This is a genomic window from Pseudomonas corrugata, from assembly GCF_050920615.1.
Lineage (GTDB): Bacteria > Pseudomonadota > Gammaproteobacteria > Pseudomonadales > Pseudomonadaceae > Aquipseudomonas > Aquipseudomonas corrugata.
Genome location: NZ_CP130434.1, coordinates 631,558 through 647,038, shown reverse-complemented (window position 1 = coordinate 647,038; position 15,481 = coordinate 631,558). Strand labels below are relative to the sequence as shown.

Below are 15,481 nucleotides of genomic sequence, written 5' to 3'. Positions count from 1 at the left end.
GATCCGCTTTCACCTGCAGCTTGAACCTTGCAGCTGCCGTCAGGACTACCGATGAAAAACTGGCAGGACGAAATCAAATGGGACGCTGACGGCCTGGTGCCGGCCATCGCCCAGGATCACAAGACCGGACGCGTGCTGATGATGGCCTGGATGAACCGCGAAGCCCTGGCCCTGACCGCCAGCGAAAACCGCGCCATCTACTGGTCACGTTCCCGTGGCAAGCTGTGGCGCAAGGGCGAAGAGTCCGGCCACGTGCAGCATCTGCATGAGATGCGCCTGGACTGCGACGGCGACGTCATCATCCTGATGGTCGAACAGGTCGGTGAAATTGCCTGTCACACCGGCCGACAAAGCTGCTTCTATCGCGTCTTCGAGAACGGCGACTGGAAAACCGTCGATCCGGTGCTCAAGGACCCGCATGCCATTTATTCAGGACATACCCATGAGTGATACCCTGACCCGCCTGGCCCAGGTGCTGGAAGAGCGCAAAGGCGCAGCGGCCGACAGTTCCTATGTCGCGAGTCTGTACCACAAGGGCCTGAACAAGATTCTGGAGAAAGTCGGCGAGGAATCGGTCGAGACCATCATCGCCGCCAAAGACGCCGCTATCAGCGGCGACTGCAGCGACGTGATCTACGAGACCGCCGATCTGTGGTTCCACAGCCTGGTCATGCTGGCTCAATTGGGGCAGCATCCGCAGGCTGTACTGGATGAACTGGACCGTCGCTTCGGTCTGTCCGGGCACGTCGAAAAAGCCTCGCGCCCGTCCGCCTGATCAATTATCGAGAGGAATAGCCACATGGGTATTTTTGACTGGAAACACTGGATCGTCATCCTGGTTGTCGTGGTACTGGTGTTCGGGACCAAGAAGCTGAAGAACCTGGGTACCGATGTCGGCGAATCGATCAAGGGCTTTCGCAAAGCCATGAACGACGACGAGAAACCGGCCGATCCGGCGGCAACCCCTGCCCAGCCCGTGCAACCGGCCCAACCGGTGCCGCCTCAAGCAGCACAGCCTGTGAATGCGCCGCACACCATCGATGTGCAGGCACAGAAAGTCGAAGAGCCGACCCGCAAAGACTCGTGAGCACTGACTAATGTTTGGGATCAGCTTCACTGAACTGCTGCTCGTCGGCCTCGTCGCCCTGCTGGTGCTGGGCCCCGAGCGCCTGCCGGGTGCTGCGCGCACCGCCGGTCTCTGGATCGGGCGCCTGAAGCGCAGCTTCAATGCGATCAAACAGGAAGTTGAGCGTGAAATCGGTGCCGACGAGATCCGTCGGCAACTTCACAACGAGCACATCCTGTCCCTGGAGCAGGAGGCGCGCAAGATCCTCGCGCCGACCCAGCAGGAGCCGACGCCGGTCCCGCCCGCGGCCGAACAGGCAACGGCGACCCAGGTGCCGGTGGCTGAACCCGCAGCGGTGCCAACTGAGCCAGTCGCGTCAGTAGAAACAGCCCCAACGGCGCCGAGACCGGCTCCCAACGACCCCACACAGCCGCCGCGAGCATCATGAGCAATATCCCAGAGAACGATCAGCCGATGCCGCTGGTATCGCACCTCACCGAGTTGCGCACCCGCCTGCTGCGTTGCGTGGCGGCGATTTTCATCATCTTCGCCGGGCTGTTCGCCTTCACCCAGCAGATCTACACCTTCGTCTCCACGCCGCTGCGCCAGTATTTGCCGGCAGGCGCGACCATGATCGCCACCGACGTGTCGTCGCCGTTCCTGACACCGCTGAAGCTGACGATGATGGTCTCGCTGTTCCTGGCGATCCCGGTGATCCTGCATCAGATCTGGGGCTTCATTGCACCGGGCCTGTACAAGCATGAAAAACGCGTTGCCGTGCCGTTGCTGGTTTCCAGCATCCTGCTGTTCTATACCGGCATGGCCTTCGCCTATTTCCTGGTGTTCCCGCTGATCTTCAAGTTCTTCGCCGCGGCCACCCCGGCCGGCGTAGAGATGATGACCGACATCACCAGTTACCTGGATTTCGTCATGACGCTGTTCTTCGCCTTCGGCGTGGCGTTCGAAATTCCCGTCGCGGTGGTGTTGCTGGTGTGGATTGGCGTAGTCGACGTCAGGTACCTGAAGAAGATCCGTCCATATGTGATCATCGGTTGCTTCGTGGTCGGCATGATCCTGACCCCACCGGACATTTTCTCCCAGACTTTGCTCGCGGTACCGATGTGGTTGCTGTTCGAGATCGGCGTGCTGTTCGGCGGCCTCGTGCGCAAGCGCAGCGAGCAGGCGGATGAGCAACCCGTCGACGACCACAACGACCAGCCGCCAGCGACCCAAGCGTGAACCTGCTGCTGCTCGAGGAGGCCGATTTCGTCGGTCCTGACCGGGTCGTCCTGAACGATCGTCGGTTGACCCACATGCAGGAAGTCCACCGCAGCGCCGTCGGCGACAGCCTGCGGGTTGGGCGGGTCGGCGGGTTGATGGGCAAGGCTCAGGTGTTGCGCCTTGAAGCCTGCGAGGCAGAGTTGCAAGTCACCCTCGATCAACCGCCGCCGGCCAAGCTACCACTGACTCTGGTACTGGCTCTGCCGCGTCCGAAGATGCTCCGGCGGGTGTTCCAGACCATTGCCACCATGGGCGTGCCGCGCGTCGTGCTGATCAACAGCTATCGCGTCGAGAAAAGCTTCTGGCAGACGCCCTTCCTCGAACCCGCGGCCATTCGCGAACAACTGATCCTCGGCCTGGAACAGGCCCGGGACAGTGTGCTGCCGGACATCATCATCGAAAAACGCTTCAAGCCCTTCGTCGAAGATCGCCTGCCTGCCATCGCCAATGGCACCCTGGGCCTGGTGGGTCATCCTGGCGACCACCCGCCCTGCCCCCGGGCATTGACGGAACCGGTCACGCTGGCGATTGGCCCCGAAGGCGGCTGGATTCCTTACGAGATCGACCTGCTGGGCAGGGCCGGCCTTCGACCGGTGCAGCTTGGCGAGCGAATCCTGCGGGTCGAGACCGCCGTTACGGCATTGCTCGCACGGCTGTTCTGATCTCCTCAGCGCAAAATCCCGGCAAATTTCTACAGATCCCGCTCAAGCCGCCGATATACCTCCCCATAAAACCAATTGGTCGCTCAAGGGAGTATCAGCATGTTCCGGTGGTTTGCTCAGAGTCTGGGAAACGTAAGCGTCAATCGCAAACTCGGCTTCGGCTTCGGCCTGGTACTGTTTCTCACCTTGATGATCGCCTTCACCGGTTGGTCCGGCTTGGGCAACGTCACCAGCCGGGGCGACAAACTGGGATTCATTGCCAGCCTGAACGACTTGAGCAAGGACTTGAGCCTGGCCAGCATTGATTACAACACCACGCGGGGCGAGAAAGGGCCGCAGCATGTCAACGACCTGCTGGACAAACTAGAGGCCGGGCTGAAGACCGCTCGCCAGTTGCTCGAACAGCCGGCCGATGTGGCCATGATCGATAAACAACTGGCCGCCGTGGCCGAGTACAAAAACGCCTTTGCCGAAATGACCCGCGCCACCGTCGACCGCGAAGATGCCCGCAGCAAACTCGGCGCCAGTGCCGACAACGCTGTGGCCCGCATCGCCGAAGTGGAAAAATCGCTGTTGCAAGGCGGCGACATCACCCAGTTCAACAGCGTGGTGATCTTGAGCAAAGCGGTCCAGCAAGCGCGTTACCAGGTTCGCGGCTACACCTACAGCGGCAAGAGCGAAGCCCAGCAGCCGGCCCTCGAAGCCATCAGTGCCGTGCTCAAGCTGCTGGCGCGCCTGCCGGACCAACTGCCCCAGGAGCACGCCGCCAACCTGCAACAGGCCAACGATTCGTTCAATCTGTACCGCACGGCGGTCGCGCAGTTCCGTGACTCGCAGATCGAGAACGGTGCCGCCCTTCAGCGCATGGCCGAGCAAGGCCAAGTGCTGATCGACTCCAGCCAGAAGCTGACCGTGACCCAGACAGCCAAGCGTGACCACGACGTCGCCCAGGCCAAGACCGTCCTGATCGCCGCTGCCGCGCTGGCCCTGCTGTTCGGTGTCATTGCCGCCCTGCTCATCACCCGGCAGATCGTCGTCCCGCTCGGCCAGACCCTGCAGGTCGCCGAACGGGTAGCCGCGGGCGATCTGAGCCACAACCTGATCTCCGAGCGTCGCGACGAAATGGGCCAACTGCAACGCGCCATGCAAAGCATGACCGTGAGCCTGCGGCAGTTGATCGGAGGCATCAGCGAAGGCGTCACCCAGATCGCCAGCGCCGCCGAACAGCTTTCCGCCGTGACCGAGCAGACCAGCGCCGGGGTCAACAGCCAGAAGGTCGAGACCGATCAGGTCGCCACCGCCATGCACGAAATGACCGCCACGGTGCAGGAAGTCGCACGCAACGCCGAAGAAGCCTCCGAAGCTGCCGTCGCCGCGGATCAGCAGGCTCGCGAGGGCGAAAAAGTGGTCGGCGAAGCCATCGCCCAGATCGAGCGCCTGGCCGAGGAAGTGGGCCACTCCACCAACGCCATGAGCGATCTGAAGCGCGAGAGCGACAAAATCGGCAGCGTCCTGGACGTGATCAAATCTGTCGCCCAACAGACCAACCTGCTGGCCCTCAACGCCGCCATCGAGGCCGCCCGTGCCGGTGAAGCCGGGCGTGGGTTCGCCGTGGTCGCCGACGAAGTCCGCAGCCTGGCCCAGCGCACCCAGAAATCCACCGAAGAAATCGAGGAACTGATCGTCGGCCTGCAAAACGGCACCGAACAGGTCGCCACCATCATGGACAACAGCCGCAGCTTGACCGACAGCAGCGTCGAGCTGACCCGCCGGGCCGGCGGTTCGCTGGAAAACATCACCCGCACGGTCTCGGCCATCCAGTCGATGAACCAGCAGATCGCCGCCGCGGCCGAACAACAGAGCGCCACGGCCGAGGAGATCAACCGCAGTGTATTGAACGTGCGCGACGTCTCCGAACAAACCTCCGCCGCCAGCGAAGAGACCGCCAGCTCCAGTGCCGAGCTGGCGCGACTCGGCATTCATTTACAGACGCTGGTGGGGCGGTTCAAGGTCTAGAGATACACAATCCTTCCCCTGTGGGAGCTGAGCTTGCTCGCGATGAAGGCGACGCGGTCCTTCTGCAAGATCGCGTTATCGTTCATCGCGAGCAGGCTCGCTCCCACAGGATTGGGTGCTGTTGTCGGGAGTTGAGCCTGAGCAAGCTGCCCCACGGTGGACGGATTTGCGACTGATTCTTAACCGAACAAGAGCACGCCCCCTCCCATCCAATCCCCCACCTATTTCCTACAGATCTGCATTGCATGGTCGATACTCTCCTCATAAGGCCTACAAAAAGGTCCGAAGGAGTATCGGCATGTTCAGTTGGCTAACCGAAAAGCTGGGAAACGTAAGTGTCAATCGCAAGTTGGGCGTCGGTTTCGGCCTGGTCTTGCTCATGACGGTCCTTAGTACTTTTGCAGGCTGGGACAGCCTGAGCAGCGTGATCAGTCGGGCGGACAAACAGGCCGCCATCGCCCATCTCAACGAGACGGCCAAGGACTTGCGAGTCGCTCGCCTCGAATACGAAATGCGCCGCGGTGAGCAAGGCCCCGCCGCCGTCAACGATCTTCTGGGCAAGCTCCAGGAGGGCGTACAAGCCGCTCTCAAACAGTTTGTACGAGCCGTTGACCAGCAGATGTTCAACCAGCAGCTGGCGATCCTCGATGAGTACAAACGCGCCTTTAACGACCTGACCCAAGCGACAGATAACCGCGAATCGGCCCGGTCCAAGCTCGGTGCCACCGCCGACAACGCCGTGGCCAAGGTCGCGGAAGTTGAAAAGTCACTGCTGCAAGGCGACAGCATCGCGCAATTCAACAGCGTGATCGAGCTGAGCAAATTGATCCAGCAGGCCCGCTTCCAGGTTCGAGGCTACACCTACAGTGGCAAGGCCGAAGCCGAACAACCGGCACTGGATGCCATCGACGACGCGCTGAAAAATCTCGAAAGCCTGCCGGGCAAACTGCCGGAACAGCACATTGCCAACCTGCAACAGGCCACCGAGTCACTCAAGGGTTATCGCGCCGCCGTCAGCCTGTTTCGTGACTCGCAGGTTGCCAGCGCCGCCGCGCTCAAGAGAATGGTGGATCAAGACGCCCGCTTGAACGAACTGAATAATGAACTGACTGTTTCGCAAATTGAAAAACGCGAGCAGGAGACGACACAGGCGAAGAATACCCTGATCATCGTCGCCCTCCTGGCACTGGCGTTCGGCGTGCTTGCCGCATGGCTCATCACCCGGCAGATCGTGGTTCCGCTGCAACAGACACTTGTTGCAGTCGAACGTGTCGCCTCGGGCGACCTGAGTCAAAACCTTGAGGTCAGCCGTCGCGACGAGATGGGCCAGCTGCAAGGCAGCTTGCAACGGATGGTCGTCAGTCTGCGGGAATTGATCGGCGGTATCAGAGACGGAGTGACGCAGATCGCCAGCGCCGCCGAACAGCTCTCGGCCGTGACAGAACAAACCAGCGCCGGAGTCAACAGCCAGAAGGTCGAGACCGATCAGGTCGCCACCGCCATGCACGAAATGACCGCCACGGTGCAGGACGTGGCGCGCAACGCCGAGGAAGCCTCCGAAGCCGCCGTCGCCGCCGACCAGCAAGCCCGCGAGGGCGAGCGGGTGGTCGGCGAAGCCATCGCCCAGATCGAGCGCTTGGCCAACGAGGTCGGCAACTCCACCGAAGCGATGAGCCATCTCAAACACGAGAGCGACAAGATCGGCAGCGTGCTGGACGTCATCAAGTCCGTAGCCCAGCAAACCAACCTGCTGGCGCTCAATGCCGCCATCGAAGCCGCTCGCGCCGGTGAGGCGGGGCGTGGTTTCGCAGTGGTCGCCGACGAAGTCCGCAGCCTGGCCCAACGCACTCAGAAATCCACCGAAGAGATCGAAGAACTCATCCTCGGGCTGCAAAGCGGAACCGAAAAGGTTGCGAGCATCATGGACAACAGCCGCGGCCTGACCGACAGCAGCGTCGAACTCACCCGCCGAGCCGGTGGCTCCCTGGAAAACATCACCCGCACGGTCTCGGCCATCCAGTCGATGAACCAGCAGATCGCCGCTGCGGCCGAACAGCAGAGCGCCACGGCCGAAGAGATCAACCGCAGCGTGCTGAACGTGCGCGACGTCTCCGAACAAACCTCCGCCGCCAGCGAAGAAACCGCCGCCTCCAGCGCCGAACTGGCACGCCTCGGCGTTCATTTGCAGACGTTGGTGGGGCGGTTCAAGGTCTAGACAATACCCCCTCCCCGGTGGGAGCAGAGCTTGCTCGCGATGAAAGCGCCGCGGTTCTTCTGCAAGATCGCGTTATCGTTCATCGCGGGCAAGCCTTGCTCCCACTGACGACACCGTCGCCTGTGGGAGCGAGCCTGCTCGCGATGAAAGCGCCGCGGTTCTTCTGTCAGACCGCGTTATCGTTCATCGCGGGCAAGCCTTGCTCCCACAGGATTGGGTGCTGTTGTCGGGAGTTGAGCAGGGCTACATCGTCTTGCGCCATTGCCTACAACTGCGCCAGAATCCGCCGGCTTGTGCGCTTGGGGTCTGGGTCCTATTGTTTGCGGGTCGCTGTCGGTTCAGCGATCGGGTTTAGCAGCTCGGACAATCCTAGACGTACAGTTCTCCACATTCGTGTTCAGACTTCAGTGTCTACACGTCTATGTCATGGCGGTTGTGCGTGGGAGACCTCAGGGTCTGCCGGGTTCTAGGGGCCGGTCTGCTAACCCGCGTACAGTCGCCACCTTTTTTGTTTAGCAGCGAATTCTGGCGGCTCCATTACCCTAGGAGCATCACCATGTTCAAGATCACACCCAATCCTCCGGAAACGGACCCAGCCTCTTCCTATACCGGCCTCGACCCCGAAAGACTCCAGGAAGCCACCGAGCGGGCATTGGATTTCTACCTGAAACCGAAACACGCGGAACCCGAGAAAGCGCCGCCCCCTGGCCAGCTCTTTACCGTTGTGGACGATATCGACACCGAGTGTCTGCTGGCCAACCTCAGCGAGACCCTGGCTTCGGCCAATGTCATGGCCAGCGACCTGGCGTTCGAGCTGGATGGCTCGCGACGGCATTTTGCCTTGGGTCTTCAGCAGTTGATTGAGTTGAGCAATCTGCTGGCGAATCGGGCACTGGATCGGGTCGATCCACGAGCTGAAGCCGAGTGATGTTGTGGAGAGGGGATTTATCCCCGCTGGGGTGCGAAGCGCCCCTGAAACCTGGGTATGCGGTGTGTCAGACAGGTTGAGGGGGCTGCTACGCAGCCCAGCGGGGATAAATCCCCTCGCCACAGGGGTGGTGCTCACAAGACACCCAACAAAAAGCCCCGCTTCCTTTTGGGAAGCGGGGCTTTTGCGCATCAGGCCACTTGAGTCTGTGCGCTCACCGGCCGAAGCGGTAGCAGCGGTGCATGGGGATCGGCCTTGACCGATGCCCGCCATGCCGCCAGCCATTCGGAGTGGCCTTCACTCCAGATCTGCTCATGCAGTCGGGACAGGACCACCGGATCGCTCAGCAGCGCCAGGCGCTCGCCGTTATTGAGCCCGGCCGGGCCGACCTTCAAGGCATGACGAACGCGTTCGACCCGCAGCCATTCGATCGGCTCGGCCTGGCCGTGCCGGGACGTCGCCAACGCATACGCCAGGGCGTTTTGCTGTGGGTCGACCACCGCACGAATGAAGCCGTCGTTCAATGCATGCCAACGGTTCTCGTGAGTGTACTGGTCTGTCGACAGCAGCTCCTGTGGGGGCGCGTATTCCTCAGGGATCAGGAACAGGCTTTCATCACGGGACTTCAAGCCCAGGCCTACACGGCTGGAGATCACCGACACCGGGATCGACAGCATCAACGAACCGACGATAGGCACCAACCACCACAGGAAGCTCGGGTTCAACCAGATCACCAGCAGCGCCCAGAAGAAGCCCAGCAGGGTCTGCGGACCGTGGCGCTTGACCGCTTCGCTCCAGGGCGTCGAGTCATCGTCACGTTGCGGCGAGTTCCAGGTGGCGGCCCAGCCCAGGAACGCGGCGAGCACGAAACGGGTGTGGAAGATCATCCGCACCGGCGCCAGCAACATGGAGAACAACATCTCCAGCAGCATCGACACCGTCACCTTGAACTTGCCACCGAACTCCTTCGCACCCTTGGCCCAGATCAGAACGATGCTCAACAGCTTGGGCAGGAACAGCAGCACGATCGTGGTGGAGAACAGGGCGATGGCCTTCTCTGGATGCCATTGCGGCCAGAGCGGATACAGCTGGCGTGGCTCGAGGAAGTATTGCGGCTCCATCAGTGTGTTCACCGCCAGCAGCGCAGTGGACAGCACCAGGAAGAAGAACCACAAAGGCGCCGACAGGTAGGACATCACCCCGGTCAGGAACACCGCACGGTGCACCGGGTGCATGCCCTTGACCAGGAACAGCCGGAAGTTCATCAGGTTGCCGTGGCACCAGCGACGGTCACGCTTGAGCTCGTCCAGCAGGTTCGGCGGCAACTCTTCGTAGCTGCCTGGCAGATCATAGGCAATCCACACGCCCCAGCCGGCACGGCGCATCAGCGCGGCTTCGACGAAGTCGTGGGACAGGATCGCACCGGCGAACGCGCCTTTGCCCGGCAGCGGCGCCAGGGCGCAGTGCTCGATGAACGGCTTCATGCGGATGATCGCGTTGTGGCCCCAGTAGTGGGATTCCCCCAACTGCCAGAAGTGCAGCCCGGCGGTGAACAGCGGACCGTAAACCCGCGTAGCGAACTGCTGCATGCGCGCATACAGCGTGTCCATGCCCGAGGCTTTGGGCGCGGTCTGGATGATGCCCGCATCCGGCGTGGCTTCCATCAAGCGCACCAGGCTGGTCAGGCACTCGCCACTCATGACGCTGTCGGCGTCGAGCACGACCATGTACTTGTAGTCGCTGCCCCAACGACGGCAGAAGTCATCGAGGTTGCCGCTCTTGCGCTTCACGCGACGACGGCGGCGGCGATAGAAAATCTTGCCCAGACCGCCGGCTTCGCGACAGACATCCAGCCAGGCCTGCTGTTCGGCGACGCAGATATCGGTCTCGTTACTGTCGCTGAGCACGAAGAAGTCGAAACGATCCAGATCACCCGTGGCCTTCACCGACTCGAAGGTCGCGCGCAAGCCGGCAAACACACGGGGTACGTCTTCGTTGCAGATCGGCATCACCAGTGCGGTGCGGGCGTCCTTGGGAATCGGCTCGTTGCCGGCACTGGCGCCGGAAATGCGGTACTTGTCGTGACCGGTGAGCAACTCCAGGAAGCCCATCAGCGCCGTCCAGAAACCGGCCGATACCCAGCAGAACAGAATCCCGAACATGATCAGGATGCTGGTTTGCAGGGCATATGGCAGCACTTGCGTGGCCGTCTGCAGCAGTGGCTGGTGCAGGACTTCGTCCAGGTCCACGAACGACCAGCCTTGATACGGCATGATGCCTTTCATGTACCAGCCGGCAACGATGGTCTGGCCGAGCATGAGAATCAGCAGAATGTAACGGCGGATCGAGCCCACGGTTCGCCAACGGGCATGGGGCAGCACCCGCTCATCCTTGGGCGGCTTCGGCGGGTTGGTGCGACCGGTCATCCGGCGCCAGCCGCGCACCAGGATGTTGGTGCGCCAGGGTTCCGGCACGACTTTGGTCCGACGAATCGGCGGCGTGGCTTTCAGGCACACGCGACCGCTGGCGTCGAGCCCCAGCATCTCTGCATCCTCGAGCTCTTCGGCAGTGCTCAGGACCAGGCGACGCCCCACCGACGCTTGCGCCGCCTCGATGGGTGCGTCGAAGGTCGAAGACGAAAGACGTTCATGCAATTCGCTGAAAGACTTGCAGCCCGCCAACTCGGCGCGCTGCTGGTCAGTCATTGGCAAATGAGCCAGATATTCGCTGAGCGTCTCTGGCGGTACTGGCGTATTACTCATCGGCAGGCAACTGATAGCTCCAGGTCTCGGTCAGGACTTGTTCAGTCGGTTCCGGTTCCTGCGGGGTTGGGGTGGCCTCGGCGGCGTCGGATGCCTTGACGGCCTTGGCTTCTTCTTTGGCTTGTTCTTTGGCTTTTTCCGCTTCTTTCTCGCCTTGTTGCTTGGCGATCTTGTCGGCCTTGGCAAGGGTGGCGGTCACGGAATGCGAAGCGGCTGGCGCTTCGACAGGCGTCAATGGACGGACCAGTGCCGCGCGCATTTCAGTGGCCTGCTTCACATCCTTGATCTTCAAGCGCAAAGTCAGGCGCCAGCCCTTGGTTTCAGGGTTGTAGCGCACACTGTTCTCGACGACTTCGGCGTTATTGCCAACGCTGACTTGGCTACGCACCTCGGCGTCTTCCGGCAGTGCCTGCAGGGAAGGACCTTCGAAATCCACCAGATAGGCCACGCTGCCGTCCGGCTGGCGAATCAGGTTGGATTGCTTCACATCGCCGGTGGAACGCAGGGTCTGCTTGACCCAGGCGCTGTCCGGCGAGTGCAGGCTGGCTTCGTCGAGGGTCCAGTGCAGGCGGTAGCTGAAGTCCAGCGGCTGGCCTGGCTCAGGCAGTTTTTCCGGGCTCCAGAAAGCAACGATGTTGTCGTTGGTTTCATCGGCGGTCGGGATTTCCACCAGATCGACAGAACCCTTGCCCCAGTCGCCTTTCGGTTCGATCCAGGCACTTGGACGCTTGTCGTAACGGTCGTCCAGGTCTTCGTAGTGGCTGAAGTCACGACCACGTTGCAACAGGCCGAAACCACGCGGGTTTTCCACCGAGAAGTTGCTCACGGCCAGGTGTTTCGGGTTGTTCAGCGGACGCCAGATCCACTCGCCGTTGCCGGCATGGATCGACAGGCCGCTGGAATCGTGCAACTCGCGGCGGTAGTTCAGCACCTTGGACGGCTGGTTGGCGCCGAACAGGAACATGCTGGTCAGCGGGGCGACGCCCAGCTTGTTGACGCGGTCGCGCAGGAACATGCGTGCCTTCACGTCAACCACGGTGTCGGTACCCGGGCGCAGGATCAGGCGGTAGGCGCCGGTAGCCCGAGGCGAATCCAGCAGGGCGAAGATCACCAAGTGCTTGTCGGTAGGTCTCGGGCGCTGGATCCAGAACTCGCGAAAACGCGGGAACTCTTCACCGGACGGCAGCGCGGTATCGATTGCCATGCCGCGGGCGGACAAGCCGTAGGTCTGGCCCTTGCCGATGACGCGGAAATAGCTCGCGCCCAGCATGGTCATGATTTCGTCCTGCTTGTCTGCCTTGTTGATCGGGTACAACACGCGGAAACCCGCATAGCCCAATTGCTCGGTGGACTTTGGATCGAACTGGACGTCGCCGAAATCGAAGCGCGTCGGGTCGTATTTGATTTCTTCGACAGTGGTGGCGGTGATTTCGTTGATTTTCACCGGCGTATCGAAGTGCATGCCCTGGTGATAGAACGACAGCCTGAACGGCGTCTTCTGGTCGGCCCATTCGGCTTTTTCGGTACGGAAACGGATTTTTTGATAGTCGCCGAATTTCATGTCACGAAATTCGTTCGGCAGGTTGCTGCGCGGGGCTTCGAATTTTTGCCCGGCCAGTTCTTGAGCCTTCGCCGATACATCATCCAGGCTGAATGCCCACAGCTGACCCGCACCGAGCAGGCACAACAGCGCCGAGCCCGCTACCAGAGCGCTTCTAAACCGTTTGGCAGACATCTTTGGTGCATTACAGGGACTAACAATCACGAGCAACCCTCGCCGAAAACAGATCAAAAAACCAACGGCCAGATAAAGTATCCACTTGGTAACGGCATTGAAAAACCGACCGTGCGGAGCACCCTTGCCAAGTTGGCGAGCATTGTTCCGACTCCGATGGGGCAAAATGATTCCCCAAACGGCTCAGGACAAATCTCTACCTAAGTCAAATGGACCAGCGAACACTGATCCCCCGTAGCGCGCGATTATCTAGCAGGCCGCGTGACAACGCATCAGGGGCAACGAAGTATTTATCGAGAAAACGCCCTGTTTAACCTCGAAACAGGGCCGAAAAGGTGTTTCAAACGCTTTCAGACCTGTAACAGGAAGGTTACCGGGCCATCATTGACCAAATGCACCTGCATGTCGGCGCCGAATCTACCTGATGCCACAGTGCCATGCACCTCCTTCGCCCGACTGACCAGATAGGTGAACAGCTCCTCACCCAACCCCGGAGGCGCGGCCGTCGAAAAACCAGGGCGCAGCCCGCTTCTGGTGTCCGCCGCCAGGGTGAATTGTGACACCAGCAACAGACCGCCCCCGACGTCTGCCAGGGACAGGTTCATCTTGCCGTCGACATCACTGAACACCCTGTAGTTAAGCAGCTTGTGCAAGAGTTTGTCGGCGCTGGCCCGGGTATCCTCGGGTTCGACCGCTACCAGAACCAGCAACCCCTGGTCCACGGCCCCCACGATGTCGCCCGCGACCTCGACCCGAGCGCCACGGACCCGTTGCAACAGCCCTTTCATGCTTCTTCGGGCGGCAGGTCGAGCAAGCGCCGGGCCATTTGCCCGGCAGCGCGCAACAACGCGTCGGTAATACCCGGCTCGGAAGCCGCGTGCCCCGCATCTCGGATCACCTGCAGTTCGCTGTTGGGCCAGTTCTGATGCAGCTCCCAGGCATTGTCCAGCGGGCAGATCACGTCATAGCGACCATGCACGATGACGCCCGGCAAATGGGCGATCTTGCCCATGTCGCGAATCAGCTGGTTGGGTTCGAGGAAGGCGTTGTTGGTGAAGTAATGGCATTCGATCCGGGCGATCGACAGCGCACGCTGCGGCTCGGAGAAGCGGTCGACCACCAGGGGGTTCGGACGCAAGGTCGCCGTACGCCCCTCCCAGATGGACCAGGCCTTGGCCGCGTGCATCTGGGCGATCTGGTCATTGCCGGTCAGGCGTTTGTGGAAGGCGCCGAGCAGGTCGTCGCGCTCGTCCAGGGGAATGGGCGCAATGTAATCCTGCCAGTAGTCGGGAAACAGGCGACTGGCGCCGGCCTGATAGAACCACTCGATCTCCTGGGGGCGGCAGAGAAAGATGCCGCGCAGGATCAGGCCATGGACCCGCTCCGGATGGGTCTGTGCGTAGGCCAGGGCCAGGGTAGAGCCCCAGGAGCCGCCGAACAGCACCCATTTCTCGATGCCCAGGTGCTTGCGGATGCGCTCCAGGTCTTCGACCAGATCCCAGGTGGTGTTGTTTTCCAGGCTGGCATGGGGCGTGGAACGACCACAGCCGCGCTGATCGAAAGTGACAATGCGGTACAGGTTCGGATCGAAGTAGCGACGGCTTTGCGCATCGCAACCCGCCCCCGGACCGCCATGAATGAACACCACCGGCAGGCCTTCCGGAGAGCCGCTTTCATCGACATAGAGCGTGTGGGTGTCATCGACAGCCAGATCGTGCCGGGCATAGGGTTTGATCTGCGGGTACAAAGTCTGCATTGGGCGCTCCGTAAGGGTCGAGTCATCCCTGTAGGGACTCTATTTAATCTGCCGTCCGGCATCATAAACCCGAATTACCTTAATGAGCATGCCCCCGCCCAAACAATACAGAACCCTGTGGCGAGGGGATTCATCCCCGCTGGGTCGCGCAGCGGCCCCAACAGCGAGCGAGCCGCGCCGACCATCTGGGACTGCTACGCAGTCCAGCGGGGATGAACCCTCTCGCCACAAGGGTTTTGCAATGACTTCTACCTACCGTACTTTGTCTGCCCCCAGGCCACCAGGCCTTCAAGCAGCTCCCGGAGAACAACCCGGGTCGGCGCCGCCCGGTCCTCTCGATAGTTGAACGGTTCGAACTCTTCCATGTAGGTGCTCTGGCACAGTTCCAGTTGCACCGCATGGATGTGTTCGGCCGGGTTGCCGTACTGCCGGGTGATGTGTCCGCCCTTGAAACGCCCGTTGAGCACATGGGTGAACGCGCCGTGACGGGCACAGATGGCTTCGAGCTGGCTCGCCAGCACCGGGTCGCAGCTGGCGCCGTTGAAGGTGCCGAGGTTGAAGTCCGGCAGCTTGCCGTCGAACAGGTGCGGGATCACCGAACGGATCGAATGGGCGTCGAACAGCAAGGCGTAGCCGAACTCGGCCTTGAGCCGCGCCAGCTCCTGTTGCAGGGCCTGGTGATACGGCATCCAGATCTGCTGCAGGTACGTGGCCCGTTCCTCGGCAGAGGGTGTCAGCCCTTCACGAAACAGCGGCACGCCATCGAACAACGTCGCCGGGTACAGGCCGGTGGTGGCGCCAACATACATCGGCGTGTCGTCGGAGGGCCGGTTCAGGTCGACGACGAACCGTGAGTACTCGGCGGACAGGGTACTGGCGCCCAGCTCAGCGGCAAAATCGTAGAGCTTGGGGATGTGCCAGTCGGTGTCCGGCAGGCTCTGGGCTTCGTCGATCAACCCGGTCTTCACTGCCGGGGTCAGGCGCAGACCGGCGTGGGGCATGCTGATCAACAACGGCACGCGCCCCTGGGTGAAATTCAGGACTTTCTCCACAAGCATTC

Annotated in this window: 14 protein-coding genes and 1 pseudogene; 10 read left to right on the top strand and 5 right to left on the bottom strand. The window is 61.4% G+C overall.

What is annotated here, in order from left to right:
* Positions 1-51 precede the first annotated feature (51 nt).
* The 10 genes and pseudogenes from hisI (at position 52) to QZH45_RS02795 (ending at position 8,168) form a co-directional block, all read left to right on the top strand.
* Positions 52-450, top strand: coding sequence for a phosphoribosyl-AMP cyclohydrolase (hisI, locus tag QZH45_RS02840; protein ID WP_024779928.1), 399 nt, complete (start codon positions 52-54; stop codon positions 448-450).
* The gene (locus QZH45_RS02835) at positions 443-775 is read left to right on the top strand and encodes a phosphoribosyl-ATP diphosphatase (RefSeq protein WP_003186671.1); all 333 of its coding nucleotides are present in this window, start codon (positions 443-445) and stop codon (positions 773-775) included. The genes hisI and QZH45_RS02835 overlap by 8 nt, the downstream gene beginning before the upstream one ends.
* Positions 776-799: 24 nt before the next feature.
* On the top strand, positions 800-1,087 hold the full coding sequence (locus tag QZH45_RS02830) for a twin-arginine translocase TatA/TatE family subunit (protein WP_024779929.1): 288 nt from the start codon (positions 800-802) through the stop codon (positions 1,085-1,087).
* A 10-nt stretch (positions 1,088-1,097) separates the two neighbouring features.
* Complete coding sequence (gene tatB, locus QZH45_RS02825; RefSeq protein ID WP_024779930.1) at positions 1,098-1,514, top strand: Sec-independent protein translocase protein TatB; 417 nt, start codon at positions 1,098-1,100, stop codon at positions 1,512-1,514.
* Positions 1,511-2,305, top strand: coding sequence for a twin-arginine translocase subunit TatC (gene tatC / locus QZH45_RS02820; RefSeq protein WP_024779931.1), 795 nt, complete (start codon positions 1,511-1,513; stop codon positions 2,303-2,305). Before tatB ends, tatC begins: the two co-directional genes overlap by 4 nt.
* On the top strand, positions 2,302-3,009 hold the full coding sequence (locus tag QZH45_RS02815) for a 16S rRNA (uracil(1498)-N(3))-methyltransferase (protein WP_024779932.1): 708 nt from the start codon (positions 2,302-2,304) through the stop codon (positions 3,007-3,009). Before tatC ends, QZH45_RS02815 begins: the two co-directional genes overlap by 4 nt.
* A gap of 99 nt (positions 3,010-3,108) precedes the next feature.
* Positions 3,109-5,025: a methyl-accepting chemotaxis protein gene (locus QZH45_RS02810; protein ID WP_069018384.1), complete on the top strand. Its 1,917-nt coding sequence runs from the start codon at positions 3,109-3,111 to the stop codon at positions 5,023-5,025.
* Between the two features lie 298 nt (positions 5,026-5,323).
* Positions 5,324-6,385, top strand: a pseudogene (locus tag QZH45_RS02805) (methyl-accepting chemotaxis protein); the annotation flags it as partial.
* On the top strand, positions 6,377-7,240 hold the full coding sequence (locus QZH45_RS02800; protein WP_392396948.1) for a methyl-accepting chemotaxis protein: 864 nt from the start codon (positions 6,377-6,379) through the stop codon (positions 7,238-7,240). The pseudogene QZH45_RS02805 and the gene QZH45_RS02800, both read left to right, overlap by 9 nt.
* Positions 7,241-7,796: 556 nt before the next feature.
* Positions 7,797-8,168 (top strand): DUF6124 family protein, encoded by a 372-nt coding sequence (locus tag QZH45_RS02795; protein ID WP_069018382.1) that lies wholly within the window; start codon positions 7,797-7,799, stop codon positions 8,166-8,168.
* A 191-nt stretch (positions 8,169-8,359) separates the two neighbouring features.
* On the opposite strand, the gene mdoH is transcribed toward QZH45_RS02795, so the two are convergent.
* The 5 genes from mdoH to hutG form a co-directional block, all read right to left on the bottom strand.
* Entirely contained in the window at positions 8,360-10,930 is a 2,571-nt protein-coding gene (gene mdoH, locus QZH45_RS02790; protein WP_055135918.1) for a glucans biosynthesis glucosyltransferase MdoH, read from the bottom strand.
* Positions 10,923-12,695, bottom strand: coding sequence for a glucan biosynthesis protein G (locus QZH45_RS02785; protein WP_055135917.1), 1,773 nt, complete (start codon positions 12,693-12,695; stop codon positions 10,923-10,925). Before QZH45_RS02785 ends, mdoH begins: the two co-directional genes overlap by 8 nt.
* A 320-nt stretch (positions 12,696-13,015) precedes the next feature.
* Positions 13,016-13,453 carry a D-aminoacyl-tRNA deacylase gene (gene dtd / locus QZH45_RS02780; RefSeq protein ID WP_024778097.1) on the bottom strand — a complete coding sequence of 146 codons (438 nt, stop codon included), beginning with the start codon at positions 13,451-13,453 and terminating at the stop codon, positions 13,016-13,018.
* On the bottom strand, positions 13,450-14,421 hold the full coding sequence (gene pip / locus QZH45_RS02775; RefSeq protein WP_024778096.1) for a prolyl aminopeptidase: 972 nt from the start codon (positions 14,419-14,421) through the stop codon (positions 13,450-13,452). Before pip ends, dtd begins: the two co-directional genes overlap by 4 nt.
* 248 nt (positions 14,422-14,669) lie before the next feature.
* The gene (gene hutG / locus QZH45_RS02770) at positions 14,670-15,473 is read right to left on the bottom strand and encodes an N-formylglutamate deformylase (protein ID WP_024778095.1); all 804 of its coding nucleotides are present in this window, start codon (positions 15,471-15,473) and stop codon (positions 14,670-14,672) included.
* Positions 15,474-15,481 lie beyond the last annotated feature (8 nt).

Excerpts from the sequence above, each read along its gene's own strand:
- hisI (WP_024779928.1), top strand. The coding sequence starts at position 52 with ATGAAAAACTGGCAGGACGAAATCAAATGGGACGCTGACGGCCTGGTG.
- QZH45_RS02835 (WP_003186671.1), top strand. The coding sequence starts at position 443 with ATGAGTGATACCCTGACCCGCCTGGCCCAGGTGCTGGAAGAGCGCAAA.
- QZH45_RS02830 (WP_024779929.1), top strand. The coding sequence starts at position 800 with ATGGGTATTTTTGACTGGAAACACTGGATCGTCATCCTGGTTGTCGTG.
- tatB (WP_024779930.1), top strand. The coding sequence starts at position 1,098 with ATGTTTGGGATCAGCTTCACTGAACTGCTGCTCGTCGGCCTCGTCGCC.
- tatC (WP_024779931.1), top strand. The coding sequence starts at position 1,511 with ATGAGCAATATCCCAGAGAACGATCAGCCGATGCCGCTGGTATCGCAC.
- QZH45_RS02810 (WP_069018384.1), top strand. The coding sequence starts at position 3,109 with ATGTTCCGGTGGTTTGCTCAGAGTCTGGGAAACGTAAGCGTCAATCGC.
- QZH45_RS02800 (WP_392396948.1), top strand. The coding sequence starts at position 6,377 with ATGGTCGTCAGTCTGCGGGAATTGATCGGCGGTATCAGAGACGGAGTG.
- QZH45_RS02795 (WP_069018382.1), top strand. The coding sequence starts at position 7,797 with ATGTTCAAGATCACACCCAATCCTCCGGAAACGGACCCAGCCTCTTCC.
- mdoH (WP_055135918.1), bottom strand. The coding sequence starts at position 10,930 with ATGAGTAATACGCCAGTACCGCCAGAGACGCTCAGCGAATATCTGGCT.
- dtd (WP_024778097.1), bottom strand. The coding sequence starts at position 13,453 with ATGAAAGGGCTGTTGCAACGGGTCCGTGGCGCTCGGGTCGAGGTCGCG.
- pip (WP_024778096.1), bottom strand. The coding sequence starts at position 14,421 with ATGCAGACTTTGTACCCGCAGATCAAACCCTATGCCCGGCACGATCTG.